Origin of the sequence: Kitasatospora sp. NPDC097605, from assembly GCF_040302725.1 — a bacterium.
GTDB lineage: Bacteria > Actinomycetota > Actinomycetes > Streptomycetales > Streptomycetaceae > Kitasatospora.
The window spans coordinates 24,251-48,193 of sequence record NZ_JBEOSF010000013.1 but is presented as its reverse complement, the minus strand read 5'-3'; the positions used below and the strand labels follow the sequence as shown (position 1 = coordinate 48,193).

Annotated in this window: 24 protein-coding genes and 1 pseudogene; 13 read left to right on the top strand and 12 right to left on the bottom strand. The window is 75.2% G+C overall.

Features of this window, described 5'->3' with window-relative positions; all coding sequences use genetic code 11:
* Positions 1–5: 5 nt before the first annotated feature.
* Positions 6–782 (bottom strand): GNAT family N-acetyltransferase, encoded by a 777-nt coding sequence (locus tag ABTX81_RS16880; protein WP_350545745.1) that lies wholly within the window; start codon positions 780–782, stop codon positions 6–8.
* 152 nt (positions 783–934) lie between these two features.
* Between ABTX81_RS16880 and ABTX81_RS16875 the strand changes: the two genes are divergently transcribed.
* Both ABTX81_RS16875 and ABTX81_RS16870 read left to right on the top strand, forming a co-directional pair.
* Positions 935–2,086, top strand: a complete 1,152-nt coding sequence (locus ABTX81_RS16875) for an epoxide hydrolase family protein (RefSeq protein WP_350545742.1) — start codon at positions 935–937, stop codon at positions 2,084–2,086.
* A gap of 54 nt (positions 2,087–2,140) precedes the next feature.
* Positions 2,141–2,593, top strand: a complete 453-nt coding sequence (locus ABTX81_RS16870; protein WP_350545739.1) for a hypothetical protein — start codon at positions 2,141–2,143, stop codon at positions 2,591–2,593.
* Positions 2,594–2,635: 42 nt separating this feature from the next.
* Here the strand turns inward: ABTX81_RS16870 and ABTX81_RS16865 are convergent, their stop codons facing one another.
* From ABTX81_RS16865 to ABTX81_RS16855, 3 genes are all read right to left on the bottom strand, one after another.
* On the bottom strand, positions 2,636–3,760 hold the full coding sequence (locus ABTX81_RS16865) for a WD40/YVTN/BNR-like repeat-containing protein (RefSeq protein ID WP_350545735.1): 1,125 nt from the start codon (positions 3,758–3,760) through the stop codon (positions 2,636–2,638).
* Between the two features lie 135 nt (positions 3,761–3,895).
* On the bottom strand, positions 3,896–5,365 hold the full coding sequence (locus ABTX81_RS16860; protein WP_350545733.1) for a dihydrolipoyl dehydrogenase family protein: 1,470 nt from the start codon (positions 5,363–5,365) through the stop codon (positions 3,896–3,898).
* Positions 5,366–5,612: 247 nt separating this feature from the next.
* Positions 5,613–6,356 (bottom strand): alpha/beta fold hydrolase, encoded by a 744-nt coding sequence (locus tag ABTX81_RS16855; protein WP_350545730.1) that lies wholly within the window; start codon positions 6,354–6,356, stop codon positions 5,613–5,615.
* A gap of 174 nt (positions 6,357–6,530) precedes the next feature.
* On the opposite strand from ABTX81_RS16855, the gene ABTX81_RS16850 reads away from it, so the two are divergent.
* Positions 6,531–7,496 (top strand): helix-turn-helix transcriptional regulator, encoded by a 966-nt coding sequence (locus ABTX81_RS16850; protein WP_350545727.1) that lies wholly within the window; start codon positions 6,531–6,533, stop codon positions 7,494–7,496.
* Positions 7,497–7,608: 112 nt separating this feature from the next.
* On the opposite strand, the gene ABTX81_RS16845 is transcribed toward ABTX81_RS16850, so the two are convergent.
* Positions 7,609–7,998, bottom strand: coding sequence for a thioredoxin family protein (locus ABTX81_RS16845; protein ID WP_350545723.1), 390 nt, complete (start codon positions 7,996–7,998; stop codon positions 7,609–7,611).
* Positions 7,999–8,195: 197 nt separating this feature from the next.
* Here ABTX81_RS16845 and ABTX81_RS16840 point away from each other — a divergent pair, with 197 nt between their 5' ends.
* The 3 genes from ABTX81_RS16840 to ABTX81_RS16830 are packed head-to-tail and all read left to right on the top strand — an operon-like array spanning position 8,196 to position 10,101.
* The gene (locus ABTX81_RS16840; protein ID WP_350545719.1) at positions 8,196–8,795 is read left to right on the top strand and encodes a hypothetical protein; all 600 of its coding nucleotides are present in this window, start codon (positions 8,196–8,198) and stop codon (positions 8,793–8,795) included.
* Between the two features lie 20 nt (positions 8,796–8,815).
* Positions 8,816–9,397 (top strand): sigma-70 family RNA polymerase sigma factor, encoded by a 582-nt coding sequence (locus ABTX81_RS16835; RefSeq protein WP_502892793.1) that lies wholly within the window; start codon positions 8,816–8,818, stop codon positions 9,395–9,397.
* On the top strand, positions 9,394–10,101 hold the full coding sequence (locus ABTX81_RS16830) for an anti-sigma factor family protein (RefSeq protein ID WP_350545715.1): 708 nt from the start codon (positions 9,394–9,396) through the stop codon (positions 10,099–10,101). The genes ABTX81_RS16835 and ABTX81_RS16830 overlap by 4 nt, the downstream gene beginning before the upstream one ends.
* 814 nt (positions 10,102–10,915) lie before the next feature.
* Here the strand turns inward: ABTX81_RS16830 and ABTX81_RS16825 are convergent.
* Together ABTX81_RS16825 and ABTX81_RS16820 are read right to left on the bottom strand one after the other, a co-directional pair.
* Positions 10,916–11,530 carry a DUF1990 domain-containing protein gene (locus ABTX81_RS16825; RefSeq protein ID WP_502892792.1) on the bottom strand — a complete coding sequence of 205 codons (615 nt, stop codon included), beginning with the start codon at positions 11,528–11,530 and terminating at the stop codon, positions 10,916–10,918.
* Complete coding sequence (locus tag ABTX81_RS16820; RefSeq protein ID WP_502892794.1) at positions 11,527–12,339, bottom strand: YndJ family protein; 813 nt, start codon at positions 12,337–12,339, stop codon at positions 11,527–11,529. The genes ABTX81_RS16825 and ABTX81_RS16820 overlap by 4 nt, the downstream gene beginning before the upstream one ends.
* Positions 12,340–12,572: 233 nt before the next feature.
* Between ABTX81_RS16820 and ABTX81_RS16815 the strand changes: the two genes are divergently transcribed.
* Positions 12,573–12,842: a DUF1876 domain-containing protein gene (locus ABTX81_RS16815; RefSeq protein WP_350545708.1), complete on the top strand. Its 270-nt coding sequence runs from the start codon at positions 12,573–12,575 to the stop codon at positions 12,840–12,842.
* Complete coding sequence (locus ABTX81_RS16810; RefSeq protein WP_350545705.1) at positions 12,839–13,039, top strand: hypothetical protein; 201 nt, start codon at positions 12,839–12,841, stop codon at positions 13,037–13,039. Before ABTX81_RS16815 ends, ABTX81_RS16810 begins: the two co-directional genes overlap by 4 nt.
* Before the next feature lie 36 nt (positions 13,040–13,075).
* Here ABTX81_RS16810 and ABTX81_RS16805 read toward each other — a convergent pair whose 3' ends face one another.
* The 5 genes and pseudogenes from ABTX81_RS16805 to ABTX81_RS16785 form a co-directional block, all read right to left on the bottom strand.
* On the bottom strand, positions 13,076–13,516 hold the full coding sequence (locus ABTX81_RS16805; RefSeq protein WP_350545702.1) for a PPOX class F420-dependent oxidoreductase: 441 nt from the start codon (positions 13,514–13,516) through the stop codon (positions 13,076–13,078).
* A 140-nt stretch (positions 13,517–13,656) separates the two neighbouring features.
* Positions 13,657–15,282, bottom strand: a pseudogene (gene qcrB / locus ABTX81_RS16800) (cytochrome bc1 complex cytochrome b subunit); the annotation flags it as partial.
* A gap of 224 nt (positions 15,283–15,506) precedes the next feature.
* Positions 15,507–17,039 (bottom strand): MFS transporter, encoded by a 1,533-nt coding sequence (locus ABTX81_RS16795; protein ID WP_350545697.1) that lies wholly within the window; start codon positions 17,037–17,039, stop codon positions 15,507–15,509.
* A 157-nt stretch (positions 17,040–17,196) separates the two neighbouring features.
* Positions 17,197–17,862 (bottom strand): TetR/AcrR family transcriptional regulator, encoded by a 666-nt coding sequence (locus ABTX81_RS16790; RefSeq protein WP_350545693.1) that lies wholly within the window; start codon positions 17,860–17,862, stop codon positions 17,197–17,199.
* Positions 17,863–17,975: 113 nt separating this feature from the next.
* The gene (locus ABTX81_RS16785; protein WP_350545689.1) at positions 17,976–18,572 is read right to left on the bottom strand and encodes a GNAT family N-acetyltransferase; all 597 of its coding nucleotides are present in this window, start codon (positions 18,570–18,572) and stop codon (positions 17,976–17,978) included.
* Between the two features lie 181 nt (positions 18,573–18,753).
* Between ABTX81_RS16785 and ABTX81_RS16780 the strand changes: the two genes are divergently transcribed.
* From ABTX81_RS16780 to ABTX81_RS16760, 5 genes are read left to right on the top strand one after another with little or no spacing between them, the layout of a single operon-like run.
* The gene (locus ABTX81_RS16780; RefSeq protein WP_350545686.1) at positions 18,754–20,052 is read left to right on the top strand and encodes an ATP-grasp domain-containing protein; all 1,299 of its coding nucleotides are present in this window, start codon (positions 18,754–18,756) and stop codon (positions 20,050–20,052) included.
* Positions 20,049–20,912 (top strand): Rossmann-like domain-containing protein, encoded by an 864-nt coding sequence (locus tag ABTX81_RS16775; protein ID WP_350545682.1) that lies wholly within the window; start codon positions 20,049–20,051, stop codon positions 20,910–20,912. Before ABTX81_RS16780 ends, ABTX81_RS16775 begins: the two co-directional genes overlap by 4 nt.
* Positions 20,909–22,033, top strand: coding sequence for a PLP-dependent cysteine synthase family protein (locus tag ABTX81_RS16770; protein ID WP_350545677.1), 1,125 nt, complete (start codon positions 20,909–20,911; stop codon positions 22,031–22,033). Before ABTX81_RS16775 ends, ABTX81_RS16770 begins: the two co-directional genes overlap by 4 nt.
* Positions 22,030–23,094 (top strand): dipeptide epimerase, encoded by a 1,065-nt coding sequence (locus ABTX81_RS16765; protein ID WP_350545672.1) that lies wholly within the window; start codon positions 22,030–22,032, stop codon positions 23,092–23,094. Before ABTX81_RS16770 ends, ABTX81_RS16765 begins: the two co-directional genes overlap by 4 nt.
* The gene (locus ABTX81_RS16760) at positions 23,091–23,894 is read left to right on the top strand and encodes a methyltransferase domain-containing protein (protein ID WP_350545668.1); all 804 of its coding nucleotides are present in this window, start codon (positions 23,091–23,093) and stop codon (positions 23,892–23,894) included. The genes ABTX81_RS16765 and ABTX81_RS16760 overlap by 4 nt, the downstream gene beginning before the upstream one ends.
* Positions 23,895–23,943 lie beyond the last annotated feature (49 nt).

Below are 23,943 nucleotides of genomic sequence, written 5' to 3'. Positions count from 1 at the left end.
GTCCGTCAGGGGACGATGACCGTCAGCGAGCTGCGCGTCACCGTGAAACCCATCTCCTCGTACAGCCGCCGGGCCGGGTTGCCCTCGGTCACCGCCAGCCCGATCTCGCGGTGGCCCGCCAGGGCGACGTCCGCGACGACGCGCCGCAGCAGGTCCCGGCCGAGGCCGGGGTGGCCGAGCGCCGGGTCACGGAACACATGGGCGATCCAGGGCAGTCCGTCCCAGTCGGTCAGCACGGCTCCGGCCACCACCCGGTCGGCGGTGTCCACGACCAGGGCGCTGGACGGCAGCAGCGGCCCTATCACCTCCCCGGCGAGCAGTTCGGCGAGCCGCTTCGCCGCGGCCCGGACGTCCTCGGCGTCCTCCGGGCGGTGGTCGGGGTGGCCGGGGCCGAAGGCGGCCAGCGAGCCGGGGACCAGCTCCTCGGCCGGGCGGTCGCACGGAACGGCGCGGAGCCCGTCCCGCAGCGGGGTCGCCGCCCAGGCCGGCCAGCCCTCGGCGGGCGGCGCGTCGGCGAGCCGCCGCACCATGGTGTGCCCGTGGCGCAGCACCGTGGCACCCTGGCGCACCAGCTCCTGGCCGAGCTCGACCGGTCCGGAGAGCACCCAGCCCGCCATCTCCGCCCGCACGTACGCGACCTGGGCGGCCAGGTCGGCGCGCGGGTCGACCACGTCCAGCTGGTCGGCCCAGGGACGCCCCTCCCGCTCCCCGCGCCCGTACCGCACGAGGGCGACGCCGTCGGCCCCGTAGCCGTACTGCCAGTCAGGTTCCTTCTCCGCCACGCCGTTCGTCCGATCCTCGCGCGTCGGCGCGCCCGCTCGGCGCGCCCTGTCGTCGTCCTCCGCCATGCTCTTCGAGCGATCCGTCCGGATCAACCGGTTTGGCCCGGCCGAGTAGGACGCCCACTGGCCTACTCGCCGCCTACCGTCGCGGCATGATCACCGACGAGGACGCCGTCCGACCGTTCCGGCTCGCCGTTCCGCAGCGCGAACTCGACGAGCTGCGCCTGCGGATCGCCCGCACCCGCTGGCCGGACGAACCGCCGGGCACCGACTGGTCGTCCGGGGTCGCCGCGCCGTACCTGCGCGAGCTGGCCGGGTACTGGGCGGACGGCTACGACTGGCGGGCGCACGAGGCGGCGCTCAACGCCTTCCCGCAGTTCACCACCACGATCGACGGGCAGAACCTGCACTTCCTCCACGTCCGTTCGCCCGAACCGGACGCCGTCCCGCTGATCCTCACCCACGGCTGGCCGAGCACCGTCCACGACTTCGCCGGCATCCTCGGCCCGCTCACCGACCCCCGGTCGCACGGCGGCGACCCGGCCGACGCGTTCCACGTCGTCGCGCCCTCGCTCCCCGGTTTCGCGTACTCCGGGCCGACCACCGGGCCGGGCTGGGGCACCCGCCGGATCGCCGCCGCCTGGGCCGAGCTGATGCGCCGGCTCGGCTACCGGCGGTACGGCGCGCAGGGCGGTGACTTCGGCGCCATCGTCTCGCCCGAGCTCGGCCGGCTGGCGCCCGGGCGGGTGATCGGCGTCCACCTCAACGCGCCGCCGAACGCCTCGGCCCCGCTCGACGCCGCGGAGTCCGCGCTGCTCACCGCCGACGAGCGGGCCCGGGCCGAGGCCAACACCCGCTGGTGGCAGGCGCACTGCGGCTACGCGACCCAGATGGCCACCCGCCCCCGGACCGTCGCCTACGCGCTCAACGACTCGCCGGTCGGCCAGCTCGCCTGGAACCTCGAATGGTTCGTCGATCACGACCCGGTGGCGACCCGGCAGACGCCGCCCTCGTGGGACGCCGTGCTGACCGACGTCACCGCCTTCTGGCTCACCGGCACCGCCGGCTCGGCCGCCCGCCTCTACCGGGAGATCGCGGCCGACGGCTGGGGCCGCCCGGCGCCCTCGGGCGTGCCGACCGGGGTCGCGGTGTTCCTCGGCGACCGGGCGATCCGTACCCTGGCCGAGCTGTCCGCCACCGTGACCCGCTGGACCGCGTACGACACCGGCGGCCACTTCGCCTCGCTCCAGGCGCCGGAGCACCTGGTGGCGGACGTCCGGGCGTTCTTCCGCACCCTGCGCTGAGCGCTCCGCCGGCCGAGCGCCTCGTTGTCGGTGGCGGGGCCTACGGTGTCCGGCATGAGCGTTCCCGAGGTCATCCCGATCCTCCACGAACCCGGCTACCGCACCGACACCATCGGCCGTTTCCGGGGCGGCCAGTTCTTCGCCTCCGTCACCTACGCCGCCCCGGGGGGACTGGCGGCGGCCCCGGAGAGCCACCGCTGCTTCGCCGTGCTGCACCGCTTCGACGAGGCGGGCCGCCACCTCGACTCCCGGATCGAAGCGGTGCCCGGCGGGCTCCCCGGGGCCGCCGACGCCGCCGACGAGCGGCTGCGGGAGTGGCTGGACGCCCTGCCGGAGCGGGAGTTCGGGGACATCGCGATCGCGCCCTTCGCCGTGCAGGTCGACGGCTGCCGCTTCGGCCTGGTCGTCGAGCGGCACGGCGAGGGCGCGACCGAGGACGACTGGGCCGAGTTCTACCCCGACAACCTCGGCTTCTCCGCCCCGTGGGACGGCGAGTACGACACCTGAGCCCGCCGCCCGCCGCCTGTCGGCCCCGGACCCGCCGCCGCGTCAGTCCGCGATCACGGCCGCCCGGACGCAGAGCACGTCCGGCAGGTGGGAGACCAGCAACGCCCAGTGCTCGCCCTCGTCGTGGCTCGCGTAGACGTCGCCGGTCCGGTTGCCGAAGTAGATGCCGGCCGGCTCCACGTCGTCGGTGCGCAGCGCGTCGCGCAGCACGATGCCGTAGTGGTCCTCGCCCGGCAGGCCCTCGACGAGCGCCTGCCAGCTGTCGCCGGCGTCGTTGGTGCGGAAGACCCGGCAGCGGCGGCCGGGCGGGATCCGGTCGTCGGCGCCGCCGAGCGGGAACACGTACGCGGTGTCGGCGCGGCGCGGATGGGCGGCGATCGCGAAGCCGAAGTCGGCGGGCAGCCCGTCGGCGATCGAGCGCCAGCTCGCGCCGCCGTCGTCGCTGCGGTAGACGCCGCCGTGGTTCTGCAGGTAGAGCCGGTCCGGGTTCACGGCGTCCCGGGCGATCTTGTGCACGCACTGGCCGAACTCGGGGTACTGGCCCTCCTCCGGGAAGAACTCGGCCCGCAGCCCGGTGTTGGACGGCTCCCAGCTGCCGCCGCCGTCCTTGCTGCGGTAGACGCCGCCGCTGGAGACGGCGATCAGCAGCCGCTCCGGGTCACGCGGGTCGCTGAGGACGGTGTGCAGGCCCTGGCCGCCGTAGCCGGCTCCCCACGCGCTGCGCTGCGGGTGGTTCCAGAGCGACTCGACCAGGGTGAAGCTCTCGCCGCCGTCCTCGGAGCGGAACAGCGCGGCGGGTTCGGTGCCGGCGTAGACCACGCCGGGGGCCTCGGGGCCGGCCGGCTGGAGCTGCCAGACCCGGGTGAGCGAGGCTCCGGTGTGCTCGGGGAAGCGGATCGCCGGGGTGGCCGGCTCGATCCAGCCGGCGCCGAGGTCGTCCGAGTGCCACACCGACGGGCCCCAGTGGCTGCTGTCGGCACCCACCAGCAGCCGGACACCGCCGTCGTGCCGGGGGCCGCCGTTCGCGCGGTCCCTGCGGTCGATCGCGACGGAGTAGATCGCGTTCATCCGGAAGTGCGGCCCGCTGAACTCCCAGTCCAACCGGTCGCGGCTGCGTCCGAGAAAGAGGCCCTTCTCGGTCCCGACGGCCAACAGCACTTCGCTCATTGCCACACACCACCTGCTCGGCGAAACGGCCCCGCCCGGACACCCCTCCTCGGGCCAGTGTCCCGCCGCCGGACGCCCGTCACATCTCGCCGCGCCGGACGGGGCGGGGCGGGGCCGTCCCCGCCCGGACGCCGGTCAGCCCCGGCAGCCCTCCAGCAGCCGCAGCCACACCTCGCTGATCGTCGGGTAGGCGGGCACCGCGTGCCAGAGCCGGTCGATCGGCACCTCGCCGACCACCGCCACGGTCGCCGAGTGCAGCAGCTCGGAGACGCCCGGCCCGACGAACGACGCGCCGACCAGCACCTCGCGGTCCAGGTCGAAGACCACCCGGGCGCGGCCCGTGTAGTCGTCGCCGTAGAGCGAGGCACCGGCGACCGCGCCGAGGTCGTGGTCGATGGCCTTGACTCGCAGACCGGCCCGCTCGGCGGCGTCCAGGGTCAGACCGACGGAGGCGACCTCGGGGTGCGTGAAGACGACCTGCGGCGCGCCCGCGCTGTCGGCGGACGCGGCGTGCGCGCCCCAGCGCGCGGTGTCCAGCGGGCGCCCCTGGGCGCGCGCGACGATGGCCGCGCCGGTGATCCGCGCCTGGTACTTGCCCTGGTGGGTGAGCAGCGCCCGGTGGTTGACGTCCCCGGCCGCGTACAGCCAGGCGCCGTCCACCCCGACCACGGTGCAGCTGTCGTCCACGTCCAGCCAGCCGCCGGGGTGCAGGCCGATCTGCTCCAGGCCGATGTCCGCGGTGCGCGGGGCACGGCCGGTCGCGTACAGCACCTCGTCCACGGTCAGCCGCTCGCCGTCGCCCAGCACCAGCGTCACCTCGGAGGCGTCGCCGTCCGCCCTCGCCGCCCGCCGCTCCAGCGAGGCGACCTCGGTCCCGAACCTGAGGTCCACCCCGGCCGCCCGCAGGCCGTCCGCGACCAGTTCCCCGGCGAACGGCTCCATCCGGGGCAGCAGGCCGCCGCCGCGGACCAGCAGCACCACCCGCGAGCCGAGCGCCCGCCAGGCGGTGGCCAGCTCCACGCCGACCACGCCGCCGCCGACCACCGCCAGCCGGCCGGGGACGGTGGGCGAGCCGGTCGCCTCCCGGTTGGTCCACGGACGGGCGTCGGCCAGCCCGGGGACGCCCTGCGGCAGCACCGGCCGGCTGCCGGTGCAGACCGCCACCGCGTGCCGGGCCACCAGCAGCCGCTCGCCGCCGTCCTCCGCCTCGACCGTCACCTGCCGCTCGCCGGCCAGCCGGCCGTGGCCGCGGACCAGGTCGATGCCGGTGTCGCGGAGCCACTTCACCTGGCCGTCGTCCTGCCAGTGCGAGGTGAACGAGTCGCGCCGGGCGAGCACCGCGGCCGGGTCCAGGGTGCCGCCGCCGACCGCCTCGCGGGAGCCGGCCACCGCGCGGGCGTCGGCCAGCGCGGCCACCGGGCGCAGCAGCGCCTTGCTCGGCATGCAGGCCCAGTACGAGCACTCGCCGCCGACCAGTTCGCTCTCCACGATCACGGTGCGCAGCCCGGCGGCTGCCGTCCGGTCGGCGACGTTCTCGCCGGTCGGACCGGCGCCGATCACGATGACGTCGTACTCCTCGGGGGCGGTGGACTGGGGAGAGGTCATCCGTCTTCCTCCGTGCTCTCGCGGGTGTGCCGTGGTGCCGTGCCCATCCTGCGCCGCCCCGCCCGCCCGGCGCAGCCGAACACGCGGGCGAAGCGCCGGTCCGCGTCACCGTCCCGGCGCCCCGCCCCCGCGGGCCCGTCCTTCACCTCGGGGGCGCTCCTGTCCGGGGCCGACGGTCGGCGGGCGCTGCGCCACCTCCTTCGTCGGCGGCTCGGCCCTCCTCCCGTTCGGCACCGGCGCGCCCCTCCTACTCGACGGCGGCCAGCTCGGCCAGCACCGCCGCCGTTTCGGCCGGCCGGGAGAACATCGGCCAGTGCCCCGTCGGCACCTCGCGCAGCTCCCACTCCGACCCGGCGAGCGCCGCGAAGTACGGATGCCCGGCGGCGATCATCTCGCGGACCTGCGCCAGCGGGATCGAGCACGAGACCAGGGCCTTCGCCAGCTTCGCCGCCCCGCCGGTCAGCCGCACCGGCTCGGTGAACGTACGGCCCGGCTGGTCGGTCGCCCGCGCGCGGAACCGGTCGAGGTCGGCCTCGTCGACCCCCGCCACGTCGGCGCCGCCCGAGGCCAGCACCTCCCAGGAGGGCAGCGGCAGCCGCCAGCCGTCGACCAGCGAGGCCTCCAGCGCGGCGCGGTAGGCGGGGTCCCAGAGGTCGCCGATCGCGGCGCCGTCGGGCATCGGGCCGGAGTCGACCCAGACCACCCGGCGGATCCGCTCCGGCACCCGGTCGGCCGCCCCGCTCACCGCGATGGTGCCGCCGCTGTGCGCGACCAGGACCACGTCCTGGAGGTCCTCGCGGACCAACAGGTCGGTCAGATCGTCGATGTGGGCCTGCGCGCCGGTCTCCGGCGAGGCCTCGTCGGCGCGTTCGGCCAGCCCGGGCAGGGTCACCGCGTGCACGGTGTGGCCCGCGGCGCGCAGCGGCTCGGCCACCGCGTCCCACGCCCAGCCGCCGAGCCAGAAACCGGGAACGAGTACGAAGGTGCTCATGATGGGACGGTCCTCTCCTGGAGGTCATTTCCTGGGGCGCCGGGCCGTGTGGCCCTCGTCGCTCCGACCCTAGAATCGAATGCGGACAGAACTCGACCGGATAATTCGGCTGATCGCTCGCTTCCCCGATCGCCACCCGGGCGGGCGCACATGAACCGGAAGACCGGAGGATTCGTGGAACACCCGGTCAGCCGTACCCTCGCCCTCCTCGAACTGCTCCAGGCCCGCCCCGGCCTCACCGGCGCGGAACTCGCCGCCCGGCTGGAGGTCGACGTCCGCACCGTGCGCCGGTACGCGGCCCGGCTCGTCGACCTCGGCATCCCCGTCCGCGCCGAACGGGGCCGGTACGGCGGCTACCGCCTGATGCCGGGGTACCGGCTGCCGCCGCTGATGCTCACCGGCGACGAGGCCGCCTCGGTGGTGCTCGGACTGCTGGCCGGCCGGCGGTCCGGGTTGTCGGTGGGGGAGCAGGCCGGCGAGTCGGCGCTCGCCAAGATCCAGCGGGTGCTGCCCCCGCAGCTGCGCGAGCAGGTCGCGGCCGTCGAGCAGACCCTCGGACTGACCGCCGCGCCCGTCGCCGGCCCCAGCCCGGCCGCGTCCGCGCTGTTCACGCTCGCCGAGGCGGCCCGCCGCCGGCGCCGCGTCCGGCTCGGCTACCGGGACCGCGCGGGCACGCCCAGCGAGCGCGCGTTCGACCCGTACGGGCTGGTCTTCCACTCGGGCCGCTGGTACACCACGGGGCTGGACCACCGCAGCGGCGAGCAGCGGACCTTCCGGCTGGACCGGATCCGCTCGGTCGAGCCGGGCGAGGAAGGCTTCGAACCGCCCGCCGACGTCGACCCGGTGCAGCGGGTGCTGGAGTCGCTCGCCTCGGTGCCGTGGACGCACGAGGTCGAGGTGGTCCTCGGCACCACGCTCGCCGAGGCCCGCCACCGCATCCCGCCCACCGCGGGCACGGTCACCGCGAACGGCGACGGGCGGGTGCTGTTCCGCGCGCGGGCCGAGCAGCTCGACGGCATGGCCGTGATGCTGGCCGGCCTCGGCTGGCCCTTCACCGTCCGCAGCCCCGACGCCCTGCGGGACGAACTGCGCGCGCTCGCCGCCCGCCTCACCGCCTGGAGCGGGGCGGACGAGGACTGAACGCGCCGCCCCGGGAAGCGCACCCGGCCCCGGAACGCACGGCGGCGAGCCCCGGGGGCGGGTGCACCACCCCGGGGCTCGCCGACGAACGGGCCGTGCGAACGGCCGGAGGTCAGGCCTTCGGCCCGCCGTCCTGCTCCGCCGCCACCTTGCGCTTCACCTCGGCCATGTCCAGCTTGCGGGCCTGGCCGATCAGGTCCTCGAACACCGGCTCGGGCAGCGCACCGGCCTGCGAGAAGACGAGCACGCCCTCACGGATGATCGCCAGCGTGGGGATCGACTGGATGCCGAAGGCCGCCGCCAGATCCTGCTGCGCCTCGGTGTCCACCTTGGCGAAGACCAGGTCGGGGTGGCGTTCGGCCGCCTTCTCGAAGACCGGCGCGAACTGGCGGCACGGGCCGCACCAGCTCGCCCAGAAGTCGATGAAGACGAAATCCTTGCCCTCCGGGCCGGGGACGATCTCGTCGAAGTTCTCCGTGGTCAGCTCGACCGTGCTGCTCATGTCGCGGTTCCTGCCCTTCCGGTGGTGGCGGTCAAGGCCATGTGCCCCCCACAACGGCTGCTGCCCGCGTGCTATTCCGCGGACCCTACCGCGCCGTTCGTTGAGCGGACGGCGCCCCACGTCCGTACCGGAGGGTGTCCGGCACCGACGTGCACCGGCATCGACGTGCACCCGCACCGACCGGGGAAGCGGTCACCATGCGCAACACCCGCCGCACCGACGGCTCGACCGATGAACACACCAGCGGACGGCGCCCTGGCCGCCCCGGCGGACGGCTCGCCGTGCTCGCCGCGACCGGACTGGCCGCGGCCGCCCTGGTGGCGGGCTGCGGCTCGTCCTACAGCGGATCGTCGCCCGCCAAACCGCCCGCCTCGCCCAGCGCCCCGGCCACCCCGGGCATGACCGCCGCCACCCTGCGGACCACCACCGACCCGCACCTCGGCACCATCGTCACCGACAGCGCCGGCTTCACCCTCTACCGCTTCGACCACGACAGCGCCACCCCGCCCACCTCCACCTGCACCGGCGGCTGCGCGGCCCTGTGGCCGCCGGTCCCGGCCGACGGCACGACGGTCGCCGTCAGCGGCGTCGACGCCAAGCTGGTCGGCACCGTCACCCGCGCCGACGGCAGCAAGCAGCTGACCCTCGCCGGCTGGCCGCTCTACCGCTACGCCCCCGACCACAAGCCCGGCGACACCAAGGGCCAGGGCGTCCAGGGCATCTGGTTCGCGGTGACCCCCACCGGTGACCGGGCCGGCACCGGCGGTTCCGGCGGCACCGGCGGCTCCGGCTACTGAGCCGGCCCCTCGCCCCGGAGGTGCGTGTGCGCGAGGATGTGAAGGTGACCGAGGAGCCTCCCGGTGGCGGCCGCCCGGCCGTCCGGGGCGCGCCGGCACCGGACGAGGAGCTGATGCGCGCGCTCTACCGCGAGCACGCCGGGCCGCTGCTCGGGTTCGTCCTCCACCTGGTCGCCGGCGACCGCCAGCGCGCCGAGGACGTCGTGCAGGAGACCCTGCTGCGCGCCTGGCGCAACCTCCACCGGCTGGACCCGGCGGCCGGATCGCTGCGGCCCTGGCTGGCCACCGTCGCCCGCCGGATCGTCATCGACGAGCACCGCGCCGAACTCGCCCGTCCACGCGAAGTGGACGCCGGGGCACTGGAGTTGCTGCCCGCCGAGGACGAACTCGACCGCGCGCTGCGGATGATGACGGTCGCCGACGCGCTCGGCGACCTCTCGGCGGCGCACCGCGAGGTCATCGTCGAGACCTACTTCAAGGGCCGCACCGCCGGCGAGGCGGCCGCCGAACTCGGCATCCCCGCGGGCACCGTGCGCTCGCGGGCGTACTACGCGCTGCGCGCGCTCAGGCTCGCGCTGGAGGAACGGGGAGTGACATCGTGACACCGTCCGAACCCGATCCCGCGCGGGCCGTCCACCTCGACGTCGGCGCCTACGCCCTCGGCGTCCTGGACCCGGCCGAACGCGCCGCCTTCGAGGCCCACCTGGCCGCCGGCTGCCCGCGGTGCGCCGGACAGCTGGCCGAACTGCGGCCGGTCGAGGCCCTGCTCGGCGAGTACGCGGCCGGCGCCGACCCGGCCGACCCCGCCCCCACGCCTGACCCCGCCCTGCTCGACCGGCTGGTGGGGGAGGTCCGGGCGAGCCGCCGGCGCGGGCGCGTCCGGCGGCTGGTGCTGGTCGCCGCGGCGGCCGCGCTGACCGTCGCAGGCCCCGCGGTGACCGCCGCCGTGATCACCGCCGACTCCACCCCCGGGGTGGTCGCCACCGCCGCCGCCCACCAGTTCGCCGCCACCGACCCGACGACCGGCACCCACGCCGTGGTCGGCGTGGACCCGGCCCCCTGGGGCAGCCGCGTCACCCTCGAACTCTCCGGCGTCCAGGGGCCGCTGACCTGCGACCTGGTCGCGGTCTCCACCACCGGCGGCCACCAGACCGTCACCACCTGGAACGTCCCCGCCACCGGCTACGCCCCCACCACCCCCCTCCACACCACCGGCGGCACCGCCTACCCCCCCACCACCATCGCCCACTTCGAGATCCGCACCCTCGACACCAACACCCTCCTCCTCACCATCCCCACCCCCTGATTCGGACCCCGGTCACCACCGACCCCGACGCCCACCCGCCGGACCGCCCCCACCCGGCCGACCAGCGCGAGCCAAGACGAGCCAAGACGAGCAATGGCCCACCACATCACGACCCGCGCGGCAGCGGAGACGGAGTGGGAAGTCGGCCAGGCCGACTTCCCACTCCGCACCAGACCCCAACCACAGCAGCCACCCGCCACGGGCTCGCCCACCAAGGAGAACAGGACGTCAGCGCACCCGACCTTCCGGTCCCAGCCGACGCCCGGCGCAGAAAGTCGGCCGATCCGACTTCCTGCGCCGACCAGGGCAGCCGGAGCGAGCCGGAGACGTGGGCGTCGGCCGCCGAACGAAGCCCCCGCATCGCGACCCGTGCCGCCCGGTCGCGAAAGTGGAATGGGAAGTCGCCCCACCCGACCGGGGCCGGCCAAGGAGAGAGGGTCCGGCCGCTGCCCCTGCGCTCACCGGGCTGCGGCGAGGGCGGGAACAGGGGGCCAGGTCGCGACGGGGAGGCCTCGTGGCTGCACGCCGGCGCCGGCAGGCGGTATCGAGGCCGGGGGGCGGGCCGGGAGAGGAAGGTTCCGTGGCTGCACGCCGGCGCCGGTGAACAAGGCAAGCCCAGCCTGGAGGCGCGGGGGCCGGGCCGGGCGGGGAGGCCTCGGCGCCCGGCCGGCGGCGCCGACGAGCGAGGGGGTGCCGGGGCAGCACCGGGGTCTGGGGGCGGTGGGCCTAGGAGTTCGGGTGGGCTGACGTCCTGTTCTCCGCGTGGGTCGGCCCCCGGCGGGCGGCTTCGCCCGGCGCGTCCGACCTCCTGTGCTCAGGGTGGGCGAGCCCCCCCGGGGGCGCCGTCGTCCGGGCCGGTGCGGAGTGGGAAGTCGGCCGGCCCGACTTCCTCATCCACCTCCACCCCCGCCTCCGCCAGCCGCGCCGCTCGGGTGAGGGCGTGGGTGCAGCGGCGGGCGAAGAGGTGTTGGGCGAGGGGGAGGAGGGGGCCGGCGAGGTGGGCGTACCAGCGGTGCGGGCGGCTGAACGCGTTGACGGTGAACCAGACCGAGCCGTCCGCCGCCAGCTCCACCACGAACGTCTCCTCGCCCACCGCGAGGTGGCCCCGGCGGGTGCCGTAGGTGAAGCCGTGGCGGTCGCCGCCCTCGGTGGTGCTCCAGACCACCCGGCACGGGGCGCCGGCCCGCAGCGGGCCGAGGCCGATGGCGCAGTGGACGGGGACGCCGGGCGCGGCCCGGTCGGCCCCGGCGGTGATCCGCACGCCCGCCGCCCGGTGCATCCGCCACTCCAGGAGGGCGGCGCCGGCGGCGTCCAGGGCGGCGCGGCCGTGGCCGACGACGGCGCGGTGACGGAGGTGGTTGTAACCGGCCGGCAGCGGGGCGTCGAGGTCGGTACTGGCGCCGGCCTCGGGGTAGTTGAGGTCGTTCATCGGGCGCTCTCCTGCGGGTTCGGGGCGAGTCGGCGCCAGGCGAGGAGCGAGCACAGCGCGAAGCCGAGCGCGTTGCCGACGCCGTGGGTGGCGGCCATCCAGCCGAGGGTGGGGTGGGGGAGTCCGGAGGCCTCGCCGAGCGCCCACCAGAGGGCGAGCAGCATGGTGACGACGAGCACCGCCGCCGAGACGCCGAGCAGCACCGGCGTGCCCCGCTCTCCCCGCCCGCCCCGCGAGGCCCGGCCGCGCAGATCGCGCCAGGTGAGCAGGCCGACCAGCCACATGCCGCCGGTGAGGACGGCCGCCCCGGCGAGCTCGGCCCAGTCGCCGACGAAGTAGCCGCCCAGCACCAGCAGGGTCCCGGCCGGCACGCTGAGCGCGGCCCACCGGGCGCTCGGGCGGTCCGGGACGGCTCGGCACACCAGTCCGGCGATCAGGGCGGCGGTGAATCCGGCGTAGTGGAAATGGGGGACGGTCAGGGCCAGGATGTCGAGGTCGAAGCCGAACAGCTCGTGCCCCGAGCGCTCCGCGACCAGCGCGAGCCCGGCCACCGACGGCGTCGCCAGCGCGGTGAGCACGGCGATCTCGGGCGGCGCGAGGGAGCGGGTACGGGCCAGCCGCACCGGGGCGTGCGCGGCGAGGGCGAGCGTGCCGAGTGCGTAGAGGACGGCGCTGCCGGTGGCGAGCGGGCCGCGCGGCAGCCACAGCGAGAGCGCGCCGGGGACGGCGGCGAGCGGCCAGAGGCGGCGCAGCCGGGCGAGCCCGGGCTCGTCGATCAGGGCGAGGCCGAGCGGGATCACCGCGCCCATGCCGAGCAGGACCAGCAGGTCGACCAGTTCGGCGGTGCCTCGTCCCACGACGGCCCCCAGTTCGGATTGAACGCGTTCAAACGCTTCTCGCGCACCGACTCTACGCACAGGATTGAACGCGTTCAAGTTGCTCCGGGGTCAGCGCCGGGCCCGCCTGCTGTGGTGTTCACCGCAGGTGCGGCGCACCCTGGAGGAGTAGCCGGACGAGAAGCGACCGCCGGAGGTGATCCGCCATGCAGACTCTTGTCGGTTGGCACATCGAGATGGAATTCCGCGAGGAGGGGCCCCGGACGGCCGCCGCCGCCCTGCTGCGGCTGGGCGACGGGACGGAGCTGCGCGCGCACGGCTACACCAGCCGTCACCCCTCGGACCCGGAGCAGCTGAGGGTCGGCGAGGAGATCGCGGCCGCGCGGGCGCTCAACGACCTCGCCTCGCAGTTGCTCACCAAGGCCCACGGTGAGATCCAGGAGGTCAGCCCGGTCCCGACCCACCCGCTGTCGTGACGCCCTCGGAGGGCGCGGGCGCCGGCCCGGCCGCCCACCGCTCCCGCATCCCGCTGATCTGCCCGCGCTGCGGCCATGAGCAGCGGGTGGTGCCGGGCGGTCCGGGCCGGGCCATCAAGGTGGTGCACGCCGACACCGGCCGGGAAGCCTGCGAGCCGGGGGACCTGGCCCGCGCGCCCGACGACGACGCAGCCTGACCCGGCCGACCGCCCCCCGGGCGCCGCGCCCCCGCCTCAGTTCGGGCAGTAGGTCGTCGGCACCTGCCAGTCCGGCCCGATCAGCCGCTGCTCCAGCTCGTTGAGCGTGATCCGGATCCCGACGGTCCCGGCCAGCCCGAGCCGCATCCGGCTGCGGGCCAGTGCCAGGAAGGCCGTCAGTCCGTACTTGTTGATCAGCGACGTGCGGTAGCGGGCGGTGGCGTCCGCGTCGCAGACGGCGGCGCGGGCCGGGAGCTGACGGCCCGTGGGGCGCCCGTGCCCGTCGCACGGGCCGACCAGGACCTTGGGGTGGCGGCGGATCCGCTCGGCCTCGCCGGAGTGGGCGGGCGTCCAGATGCCGAGCGCCGTGCCGTCGGCGATCACCCAGCTCTGCGAGCGGACCCGGCGGCCGTCCTCGCCGAAGGTGGTGAGCAGGAGGTATCTGCTGTCGGCCAGCTGGTCGGTACGGTCGTGCACGGTGTCCTCCCTCTCCGGTTCGGCGGGTGGTCGCCGGCGGCGCGGCCTCAGTGGCCGTGGCCGCCGCGGGTCTCCTGGTGCTCGGTGACGGCGTGCTCCTCCGGCGGGCGGCCGGCGGGCGGGTGGTGCGCGACAGATGGGTGGTGCGCGACAGCCGGGTGGTGCGCTGCGGCCCGGTGGAACTCCTCGGCGGTGGGCCTGGCGATCCGGGCGCCCTCGCCGTGGAGCCCACGGGACAGCCTCGCACGGGTGCGGTCAAGCACCCCGGCCGGGTGGGCCACTCCATTGTCGTCCACGGGGGCGGGCAGTTCGAGGGCTCGCGGCTGCTCGTGCGCGGTGAGCCGGTGCAGTTCGGCCGGCGCGAGCGGGGCGTGCGCCTCGGTGAACTCGCCGTGCGGCAGACGCGTGATGACACCGGTCTCGCGCCCGTGCAGCACCTTCTCCTTGTCCCTCCGCTGGAGGCCCAGGCACCACCGTTTGGTGACGACGAAGACGGCCACCGGGACGGCGAGGAATCCCACCCGGACGGCGTAGGTGATGGAGTTGAGCGACAGGTGCAGATGGGTGGCGATGAGGTCGTTGCCGCCGCCGGCCAGTGCCACCAGGTAGAGCGAGATCCAGGCCGCGCCGAGCGCCGTGCGGACCGGGGCGTTGCGCGGGCGGTCGAGCAGGTGGTGCTCGCGCCGGTCGTCGGTCGCCCAGGCCTCCACGAACGGGTAGCCGGCGATCGCGCCGAGGACGAGCGGGAAGAGCGCGAACGGGATCAGGACGCCGAGGTTGAGGGTGTGCCCCCAGAGGCCGACCTCCCACCCCGGCATCATCCGGATGAGCCCTTCGGCGAAGCCCATGTACCAGTCCGGCTGGGCGTCGGTGGACACCTGGTCGGGGCGGTACGGGCCGTACGCCCAGATCGGGTTGACGGTGGCGATCGCCGAGACCAGCGCCAGCGCGCCGAACACCAGGAAGAAGAAGCCGCCCGCCTTGGCCAGGTAGACCGGCATCAGCGGCATGCCGACGACGTTCCTCCCGGTCCGGCCGGGCCCCGCCCACTGGGTGTGCTTGTGGTGGAAGACCAGGATCAGGTGCGCCACCAGCAGGCCGAGCATGATCCCGGGGATCAGCAGCACATGGATGGTGAAGAACCGCGGCACGATGTCGGTGCCCGGGAACTCGCCCCCGAACAGGAACATCTGGATGTAGGTGCCCACCAGCGGGACGGCGAGGATCGCGCCCTCGACGAAGCGGATGCCGGTGCCGGACAGCAGGTCGTCCGGCAGCGAGTAGCCGAAGAAGCCGTCCAGCAGGCCGAGGAAGAGCAGCAGGAAGCCGAACATCCAGTTGATCTCGCGGGGCTTGCGGAACGCGCCGGTGAAGAAGACCCGCATCATGTGGACGAACATCGCCGCGATGAAGACGATCGCCGCCCAGTGGTGGATCTGCCGGATCAGCAGACCGCCGCGCACCTCGAAGCTGATGTCGACGGTCGAGGCGTACGCCTCGGACATCGGCACGCCCTTGAGCGGCACGTACGAGCCGTCGTAGACGACCTCGCCCATGCTCGGCTTGAAGAACAGCGTCAGCCAGACACCGGTCAGGATGATGATCGCGAAGCTGTACAGGCAGATCTCGCCCAGCATGAAGGACCAGTGGTCCGGGAAGATCTTGCGCAGGTTGGCCCTGGCCAGGGTGTAGATCCCCAGCCGGCCGTCGGCCCAGTCGGCGGCGCGCTGTCCGCGTCCACCGCCGGTTCGCTGATTGCGGGTCATGTCCACGCACCTCGGTCGGAGTGAACCGGGGAGTCATCCCCGTTTCGAAGTCCGACCAGAATAAGCGGGGACCATTCCCCGCTTCCATCGGGGTGCCTCGGGGGCGCCTCGTGGGGGTGCCTCGTGACCCGGTCCGGCCGGCCCCGGAAACGGCGAACGGCCCGCCCGGTGTCGTGAAGACACCGGACGGGCCGTTCGCGCACCGTCGCGCGACCCCGCGGAGGTCAGTGCACCAGCACCGGCACCTCGTTGGCGGCCGCCGCGTCCGCGTCGGCGCCCTTGCCGGCGCCGTCGGAGCCGGGGCGGCCGGCGTTGATCAGCGTGAACGCGGCCACGGCCGCCAGCACCAGGATGCCGAAGGACCACCAGATCGCGGTCGAGAAGCCGTGCACCATGCCCTGGAACTGCACCGCCTTCGCGGCGGCCGGGGTGGTGGCGCCGGCCACGTGGGCCGCCAGCCAGGTGGTGGTGGCGCTGGCCGCGATGGTGTTCAGCAGCGCGGTGCCGATGGCGCCGCCGACCTGCTGCGAGGTGTTGACCATCGCGGAGGCCACACCGGCGTCGCGCGGCTGGACGCCGTGCGTGGCCAGGCTCATCGCCGGCATGAACGCGGTGCCCATGCCGAGGCCCATCAGCACCAGGCCGGGCAGGATCAGCGCCGGGTAGGAGCTGTCCAGGTCGATCTGGGTCAGGATGAGCATGCCGAGCGAGGCGACCAGGAAGCCGGGCGCCATCAGGAACCGCGCCGGGAGGCGGGTCATCAGCCGGGCGCCGATCTGGGTCGAGCCGGTGATCATGCCCGCCACCATGGGCAGGAAGGCCACGCCGGTCAGGACCGGGCTGTAGTCGAGCACGATCTGCAGGTAGTAGGTCAGGAACAGGAAGAGACCGAACATGCCGATCACGGCCATGCCCAGCGACAGGTAGACCCCGCCGCGGTTGCGGTCCAGCACGACGCGCAGCGGCAGCAGCGGCGCCTTGACCTTCCGCTCGACCAGGACGAACGCGCCCAGCAGCACGGCGGCGGCGACGAACAGGCCGATCGTCACGCCCGAGCTCCAGCCGTCCGACTCGGCCCGGGTGAAGCCGTAGACCAGGGCGACCAGGCCGGTGGTGACCAGCAGCACGCCGGGCACGTCGAGACGGTCGCGGTTGCGGCCCACGGCCGGCTCACGGATCACCAGGACGGCGCCGGCCGCGGCGATCACGGCGAACGGGATGTTGACGAAGAAGGTCCAGCGCCAGTTCAGGTACTCGGTCAGCAGTCCGCCGAGGATCAGGCCGATGGCACCGCCACCGCCGGCGATCGCGCCGTAGATGCCGAACGCCTTGGCGCGCTCCTTGGCCTCGGTGAACATCACGGCCAGCAGCGAGAGCGCGGCCGGGGCGAGCAGTGCGCCGAAGACGCCCTGGAGGGCACGGGCGCCGAGCAGCATCGCGGTGTTGGCGGCGGCGCCGCCGAGCGCGGAGGCCAGCGCGAAGCCGGTGAGGCCGACCACGAAGGCCCGCTTGCGCCCCCACAGGTCGGCGACCCGGCCGCCGAAGAGCAGCAGACCGCCGAAGGCCAGCGCGTAGGCGGTGATCACCCACTGGCGGTTGCCGTCGGTGATGCCGAGGTCCTGCTGGGCGGACGGCAGCGCGATGTTCACGATGGTGGCGTCGAGGACGACCATCAGCTGCGCGAGGCCGATGAATATCAGGGCCTTCCAGCGCCTCGGATCGGGCTGGAGGGCGGGTTGGGCGTCGGTTTTCGGCATGGAGGTACTCACTTCGGATGCGGGGTGTGCGGAAGGTGCGGAAAGGTCGCGGGCAGGAGCGGCGGGCGCGCAGGGGCGGCCGCACCGCGTCCCCGCGGTGAAGGGTCTCGGGTGTCAGGTCACGCCGGTCGGCCGGCGCGGTGGGTCGGTGCTGGGGTCAGTGGTCGCCGTGGAAGTCCTCGAAGGTCGCGGCCCGGCCGGGCAGGACGGTGGGGGCGGGTGCCCGCATGCCGTCCAGGAGCAGTTGCAGGTGCCGGTGGACGAAGTCGTCCAGGACGTGGCACGAGGTGCCCGGCAGCGGGCGGGTGAGCTGGCTCAGGGCGATGAACAGGTCGCCGTGGCCGACGTCCGGACGGACCTCGCCCGCCGCCTGCGCCCGCTCCAGCAGCCCGCCGGCGACGGCCAGCAGCCGCTCGCGCGCCTCGACCAGGTCCGGGTCGTGCATGTCGACCCGGTTGGTCAGCAGCGGGCAGAGCGCGCCGACCTTCTCGTCGACCGTCTCGTGCGCGAACCTCTCCAGCGCCTCGAACGGGCCGGGGACCTCGGCGGCCGCCCGCTCGGCGATCGCCACGATGCGGTTCTTGACGAGCAGCGCCACCTCGCGGATCAGCGCCGTCCGGGTGGGGAAGTTCCGGTAGAGCGTAGCGTTTCCGACGCCCGCCCGCTTCGCGATTTCGTCCAGCGGCGCGTCCGCGCCGTGCTCGACGAACGCGTCCCGGGCCGCCAGCACGATCCGTTCGCGGTTGCGGCTCGCGTCCGCGCGCAGCCTGGGCGCGCGGGCCGGGCCCGCGGCGCGGGTCGGACGGGGGGCGACGGTGGTCACGGGGTGCACTCCTCCCGGGGTACGGGTTCCGGGGAGTCTCTCCCCGCTTAGTCCTTCGGAGGGCTAAACGGGGAATCGGTCCCCGGAAATTTCGCTCCCGGATGTGACCTGCGTCACATCATCCCGGTGCTCCGGCCGGCGCCCCCGCCGACGCCCGCCGCCACCGGGCGGTGCAGCGGGATCTCGAAGTGGACGGTGGACACCCCGGGGCCGTGCTCGCCGGTCGGGCGGGCGTCGTAGACCTCCTCCGCGAGGCTGCGCCAGAACGCCTCGGCGCCCGGGATCGCGGTGTTGGTGTGCAGATAGAGCCGCCGGTAGCCACCCTCCCCGGCGGCGAACGCGCAGGCGCGGCGGACCAGCTCCCGGGCCAGTCCGTGCCGCCGGTGCTCGGCCCGGACGTAGACCCGGACCAGCTGCGCGGTGGTCCCGGACGGGTAGCGCAGGGCGAGCTCGCGCGGATGCGGCGGGTGGGCCGGCCCGGTGGAGTGCAGCGCGGTGGTGGCGACCACCTCCTCGCCGTGCGCGGCGATCAGCAGCGCGTGCCGGGGGTGGTCCAGGTAGTGGCCCTGGAGGTCGACGACATCGGCGTGCCAGTCGGGCACATAGCCGTAGCCGAACTCGCGGTAGAAGGTGTCCAGGATCAGCCGGCGCGCTCCGGGCACGTCCTGGGGGAGTGCGTGGCGGACGGTGTAAGGGAATTGACGGTCCATCAGGCATCTCCGGCAGGGCTTGGGCGCGGCGGGCGAGGGCAAGAGTACATGAAAACCACTTTCATCTGACGCATCGACGGAACGTGCGGTCCGGCGCGTTGAAAATGAAAACGAATCCCGTTACGGTCCTGCCTGTCGGTCGAGTCCGCGGTGCCCACCGCGTCCGTCGGAAGGAAGAGTCGTGGCACATCTGCTGGTGATCGAGAGCTGGGTCGGCTCCATGAGCAGATTGCTGCCCAGGGCGCTGGGGGAGGGCGGCCACCGCTTCACCTTCCTCACCCGCGACCTGCACCACTACCTGCGCGCCGCCGACCCCGCCGACGGCCCGCACCCGCTGCTCGCCGCCGCGAACATCCTCACCGCCGACACCAACGACCCGGACGCGCTGCTCCCGTACGCCGAGCGGCTGCACGCGCTGCTCGGCTTCGACGGCGTGCTCTCCTCCTGCGACTACTACCTCCCGCAGGTCGCCCGGGTGGCCCACCGGCTCGGCCTGCCCGGTCCGGCGCCCGAGGCCGTCACCGCCGCCTGCCGCAAGGACCTCACCCGCCGGCGGCTCGCCGAGGCCGGCGTCCCCGGGCCCGGGTACGCGCTCTGCGCCGACGGTGAGCAGGCCCGCGCCGCGGCCCGGACGATCGGCTACCCGCTGGTCGTCAAGCCGGTCGACCTGTGCGCCGGGATGCTCGTCCGGGCGGTCCGCGACGAGGCCGGACTCCTCGCGGCGGTCCGGGCGTCGGAGGCCTTCCCGGTCAACGCCCGCGGCCAGCGGCGGGAGCCGGCGGTGCTGCTGGAGGAGTTGCTCACCGGACCGGAGGTGAGCGTCGAGACGGTCTCCGTGGACGGCGTCGCGCACGTCGTCGGGATCACCGACAAGAGCGTCGGCGGCGCGCCCGCCTTCATCGAGACCGGCCACATGTTCCCGGCCGCCCTCGACCCGGCCGAGGCCGCGGCCGCCGCCCGCACCGCCGTCGCCGCGCTGGCCGCGCTCGGCCTCGACCAGGTCGTCGCGCACACCGAGATCAAGCTCACCCCCGCCGGGCCCCGGGTGGTCGAGGTCAACCCGCGCCCGGCCGGGAACCGGATCACCGAGCTGGTCCGGCGGGTCACCGGGGTCGACCTGGCGGCCGCCGCCGTCGAGGTCGCCCTCGGCCGCCGGCCCGACCTGGCCGCCCGACCGACCGGGGTCACCAGCGCCGCCATCGCCTTCCTGGTGCCCGAGGGCGGGCAGACCGGCCTGCTGGACGGCTTCGACGGCGAGGAGGCGGTACGGCGCGACCCGGCGCTGGTCGAGCTCGCCCTCGCCGGCTCCGGCCGCGAGGTGCGGCCTGCGACCAGCAACAACGAGTACCTCGGGCACGTCATGACCGCCGACGCCGGCGGGGCCGGGGCGCGCCGCACGGCCGAGCGGCTGCTCGCCGGGCTCACCCCCCGCCTCGCGGCCGCCGGCCGCCCGGCCGAACCCGCGGCGGTGTCCGCATGAGCCCCGCGACCCTGCTGACCGCCGCCCCCACCACGAGCCTCGGGGGCGACACCCTCCCCGTGCTCGACCTGATCACCGGGCGGGCCCGTACGGGGGCGTACGGGCCCGACCCGGCCTCGCTGCGGATCGCGCTCGCCTTCAGCACCGTCCAGGCCGTCCGGCACACCGGCCGCAGCCGCGGCTACCGCAACGAGGTGCTCAGCCTCCGGCTCGGCTCCGCGGTCGGCTCCTGCGCCGTCGAACCCGGCGACCTGGCCGCCGACACGGTCACCGACTGCGTCGGCGCCACCGTCGGCGAGCTGCTCGACCACCCGCGCACCGCCGTCCGGGTCGCCGCGCTCGACGCCTACCTCGGCCACTGCCGCCCGCACGCACCGGCCTACGGCGCCCGGCGGTACGGCCTGCCCGCCGGCTCCTCGCTGGTGAAGTCGCGGGTCCGCGCCGCCGCCGTGGTGGGGCTGCTGCCGCTCGCCGACGTCCGCCGGGTGCTGGTCGTCGGCGTGGTCAACTCCATTCTGGAGCAGCTCCGTTCGAACGGCGTCGGCTACCTCCCGTGCGACCTCAAGGGCGGCACCACCGAATGGGGCGAGCCGGTGCACACCGACACCCTCGCCCACCTCGACGACTGCGACGCGATCCTCGCCTCCGGCATGACCCTCGGCAACGGCTCCCTCGACCCGCTGCTCGCCCACGCCCGCGCCACCGGCAAGCCCCTGGTGCTGTTCGCGCAGACCGGCAGCGCCGTCCTGCCCTGCCTGATCGGCGACGGTGCCACCGCCGTCAGCGCCGAGCCCTACCCCTTCTTCTGGCTCGACGGCGGCCCGACCGTCATCCACCTGTACGGGGGTGCGGGCCGGTGACCGCCCTGCTCGACGGTCCGGCGCTGGGCAACCCGGCCCTGCTGCCGCTGCTCGGCGGCACCCCGCTGGCCCGGATCACCATCCCGCTGCCGCACCCGCACCCCGGCTTCTGGGCCAAGCTGGAGGGGCTGAGCGCCGGCGGCATGAAGGCCCGCTCGGCCGTCGCCATGCTCCGCGGCGCCCACGCGCGCGGTGAACTGCGGCCCGGCGCGACGGTGGTGGAGTCCACCTCGGGCACCATGGGCGTCGGCCTGGCCTTCGCCGGACAGGCCCTCGGTCACCCCGTCGTGCTGGTCGGCGACAGCGAACTCGAGCCGTCCATGCGGCAGTTGCTGCGCTCCTACGGGGCGCGGCTGGAGCTGGTCGAGCGGCCCGCCCGGCACGGCGGCTGGCAGGCCGCCCGGCTCGCCCGGCTGCGCGCCGTCCTCGACCGGCTGCCCGGCGCCTACTGGCCCGACCAGTACAACAACCCCGACAACGCGGCCGGTTACCGGGCGATGGCCGAGGAGATCACCGCCGAGCTCGACCAGCTGGACGTGCTGGTCTGCAGCGTCGGCACCGGCGGCCACAGCGCGGGGCTCGCCGAGGCGCTGCGCCGCCGCTGGCCCCGGCTGCGGATCATCGGCGTCGACTCGGTCGGCTCCACCATCTTCGGCCAGCCCGCCCGGCCCCGGCTGATGCGCGGCCTCGGCAGCTCCATCCACCCGCGCAACGTCGCCCACCAGGCCTTCGACGAGGTGCACTGGGTCGGCCCCGCGGAGGCGGTCGACGCCTGCCGGCGCCTCGCCCGGGGCGCCTTCGTCAGCGGCGGCTGGTCCACCGGCGCGGTCGCCCTGGTCGCCGCCTGGGCCGCCCGGGTCCACCCGGGCGCCGCCGTCGCCACCGTCTTCCCCGACGGCCCGCACCGCTACCTCGGCACCGTCTACGACGACGCGTTCTGCCGCCGGCACGGCCTGGACGCCGGGCGGGCCGTGCCGCGCCCGGTCGAGATCCCGCACCCGGCGGCCACCGAGGTCACCGGCTGGGCCCGCTGCCGCACCGACCGGGCCGCACCGGCCGCCGCACCGGCCGGCGGGCCCGCCCTCGCGCCCGCCCTCGCCCGCGCCGAGGAGGAACGGTGAGGCTCGACGTCCGTACCGTCCGGCTCCGGCTGGCCGAACCGCTGCGCATCTCCCGCTCGGTGACCACCGAGCGCGACGCCGTCCAACTCTCGCTCTCCCACGGCGGGTTGACCGGACACGGCGAAGCGGTCAGCAGCGTCTACCTGGACCTGCCCACCGACCGGATCCGGCGCGGACTCGACGCGCTGCGCCCCGTGCTGGAGCACGGCCCCGACCCGGAGCAGGCGCTCGCCGAACTGCGTGACGGCACGGCCCCGTACGCGGCGCTGCCGGCCGGGGTGCTGGCCGCCGTCGAGGCCGCCCTGCTCGACCTGGTCGGCAAACGGGCCGGCGAACCCGTCCACCTGCTGCTCGGCCGCACCGAACCGGTCGCCGCCGCCACCGCCCGCACCATCGGCATCGAGCCGCCCGCCCGCGCCGCCGTCCATGCCGCCCGGCTCGCCGACGCCGGGTTCACCGTGCTCAAGGTCAAGGCCGGCGCCGCCGATCCCGGCCTCGACCTGGCCCGGGTCCAGGCCGTCCGCGAGGCCGCCCCGGAGGCCCGGCTGCTGCTCGACCCCAACGGCGCCTGGACCCCCGCCCAGGCGCTCCGACTGCTGCCCGCCTTCGCCGCCACCGGCGTCGAGGCCGTCGAGCAGCCGATCGCCCCGGGCCGCCCCGACGCGCTCGCCGCCGTCGCCGAACGCTCGCCCCTCCCGGTGATCGCCGACGAGGACGCCGTCGGCTACGAGGACGCCTGCCGGCTCGCCGGACGGGTGCACGGCGTCAACCTCAAGCTCGCCAAGTGCGGCGGCGTCCACCAGGTGCTGCGGATCGCCGAGGCCCTGCGCGGCAGCGGCACCGAGTTGATGCTCGGCTGCCTGGCGGCCAGCTCGCTCGGCATCGCGCCCGCCGTCCACCTCGCCGACCGGGCCCGCTGGCTCGACCTCGACGGCCACCTGCTGCTCGCCCACGACCCCTGGCAGGGCATCGGCGGCGCCGACGGCACCGTCCGCACCCCGGACCGGGCCGGTCTCGGCGTGCTGCCCGCCCAACGCCCCCTCCCCGGCGAGGCCCGATGAACCACCGCAACCTCCTCACCGACCGCCCGGAACTCTACGAACTCCGCTTCCCCGACCCCGGGTTCACCGCCGCCCGGTGGGCCGAGGCGATGCTCCGCGAGCACGGCGCCGGACCCGACGTCCTCGACCTCGGCTGCGGCACCGGCCGCGACGCCGGCTGGCTGCACCGCACCGCCGGGCGCACCGTCACCGGCCTGGACAGCTCCCCGGCGATGATCGCCCACGCCCGCGCCCGCCACCCCGGACCGGCCTACCACGTCGGCGACATGCGGGACTTCACCCTGCCCGGCCGCTTCGACGCCGTGCTCTGCCTGGACAGCGCGCTGCTCTACTGCCACACCAACGCCGACCTCGACGCCCTGTTCGGCCGGCTCCGCCACCACCTGCGCCCGGGCGGGCTGCTGGTCGCCGAGATGCGCAACGGCGCCTTCTTCCTCGGCCGCACCGAACTCCTCGACGCCCCGAGGCACGACAGCGTCACCCACGACGGCGTCACCCACCGCTCGCGCACCGTGCTGTGGATCGACCACGCCGCCCAACTCCTGCGCCGCACCCGCAGGTGGACCAGCGACGACGGCGCCCCGCCGGTCGAGCAGCACTCCGCCTGGCGGCTGCTCTTCCCCCAGGAGCTGCGCCACCTGCTCGCCGGGCACGGCTTCACCGTCCTCGCCCTCCACGACCGCCCCGGCCCGCGCACCGAGCCGCCCTGGACGGAGGGCGACCGCCCCGCCGCCACCGCCGACGGGGACCGCCTCCACCTGGTCGCCCGGCTCGACTCCGCCGGCCGGCCGGGACGCTGACCCCCGCCCGGGCTCACCCGTGCGGGTGACGGGCTGTCGGACCCCTCGG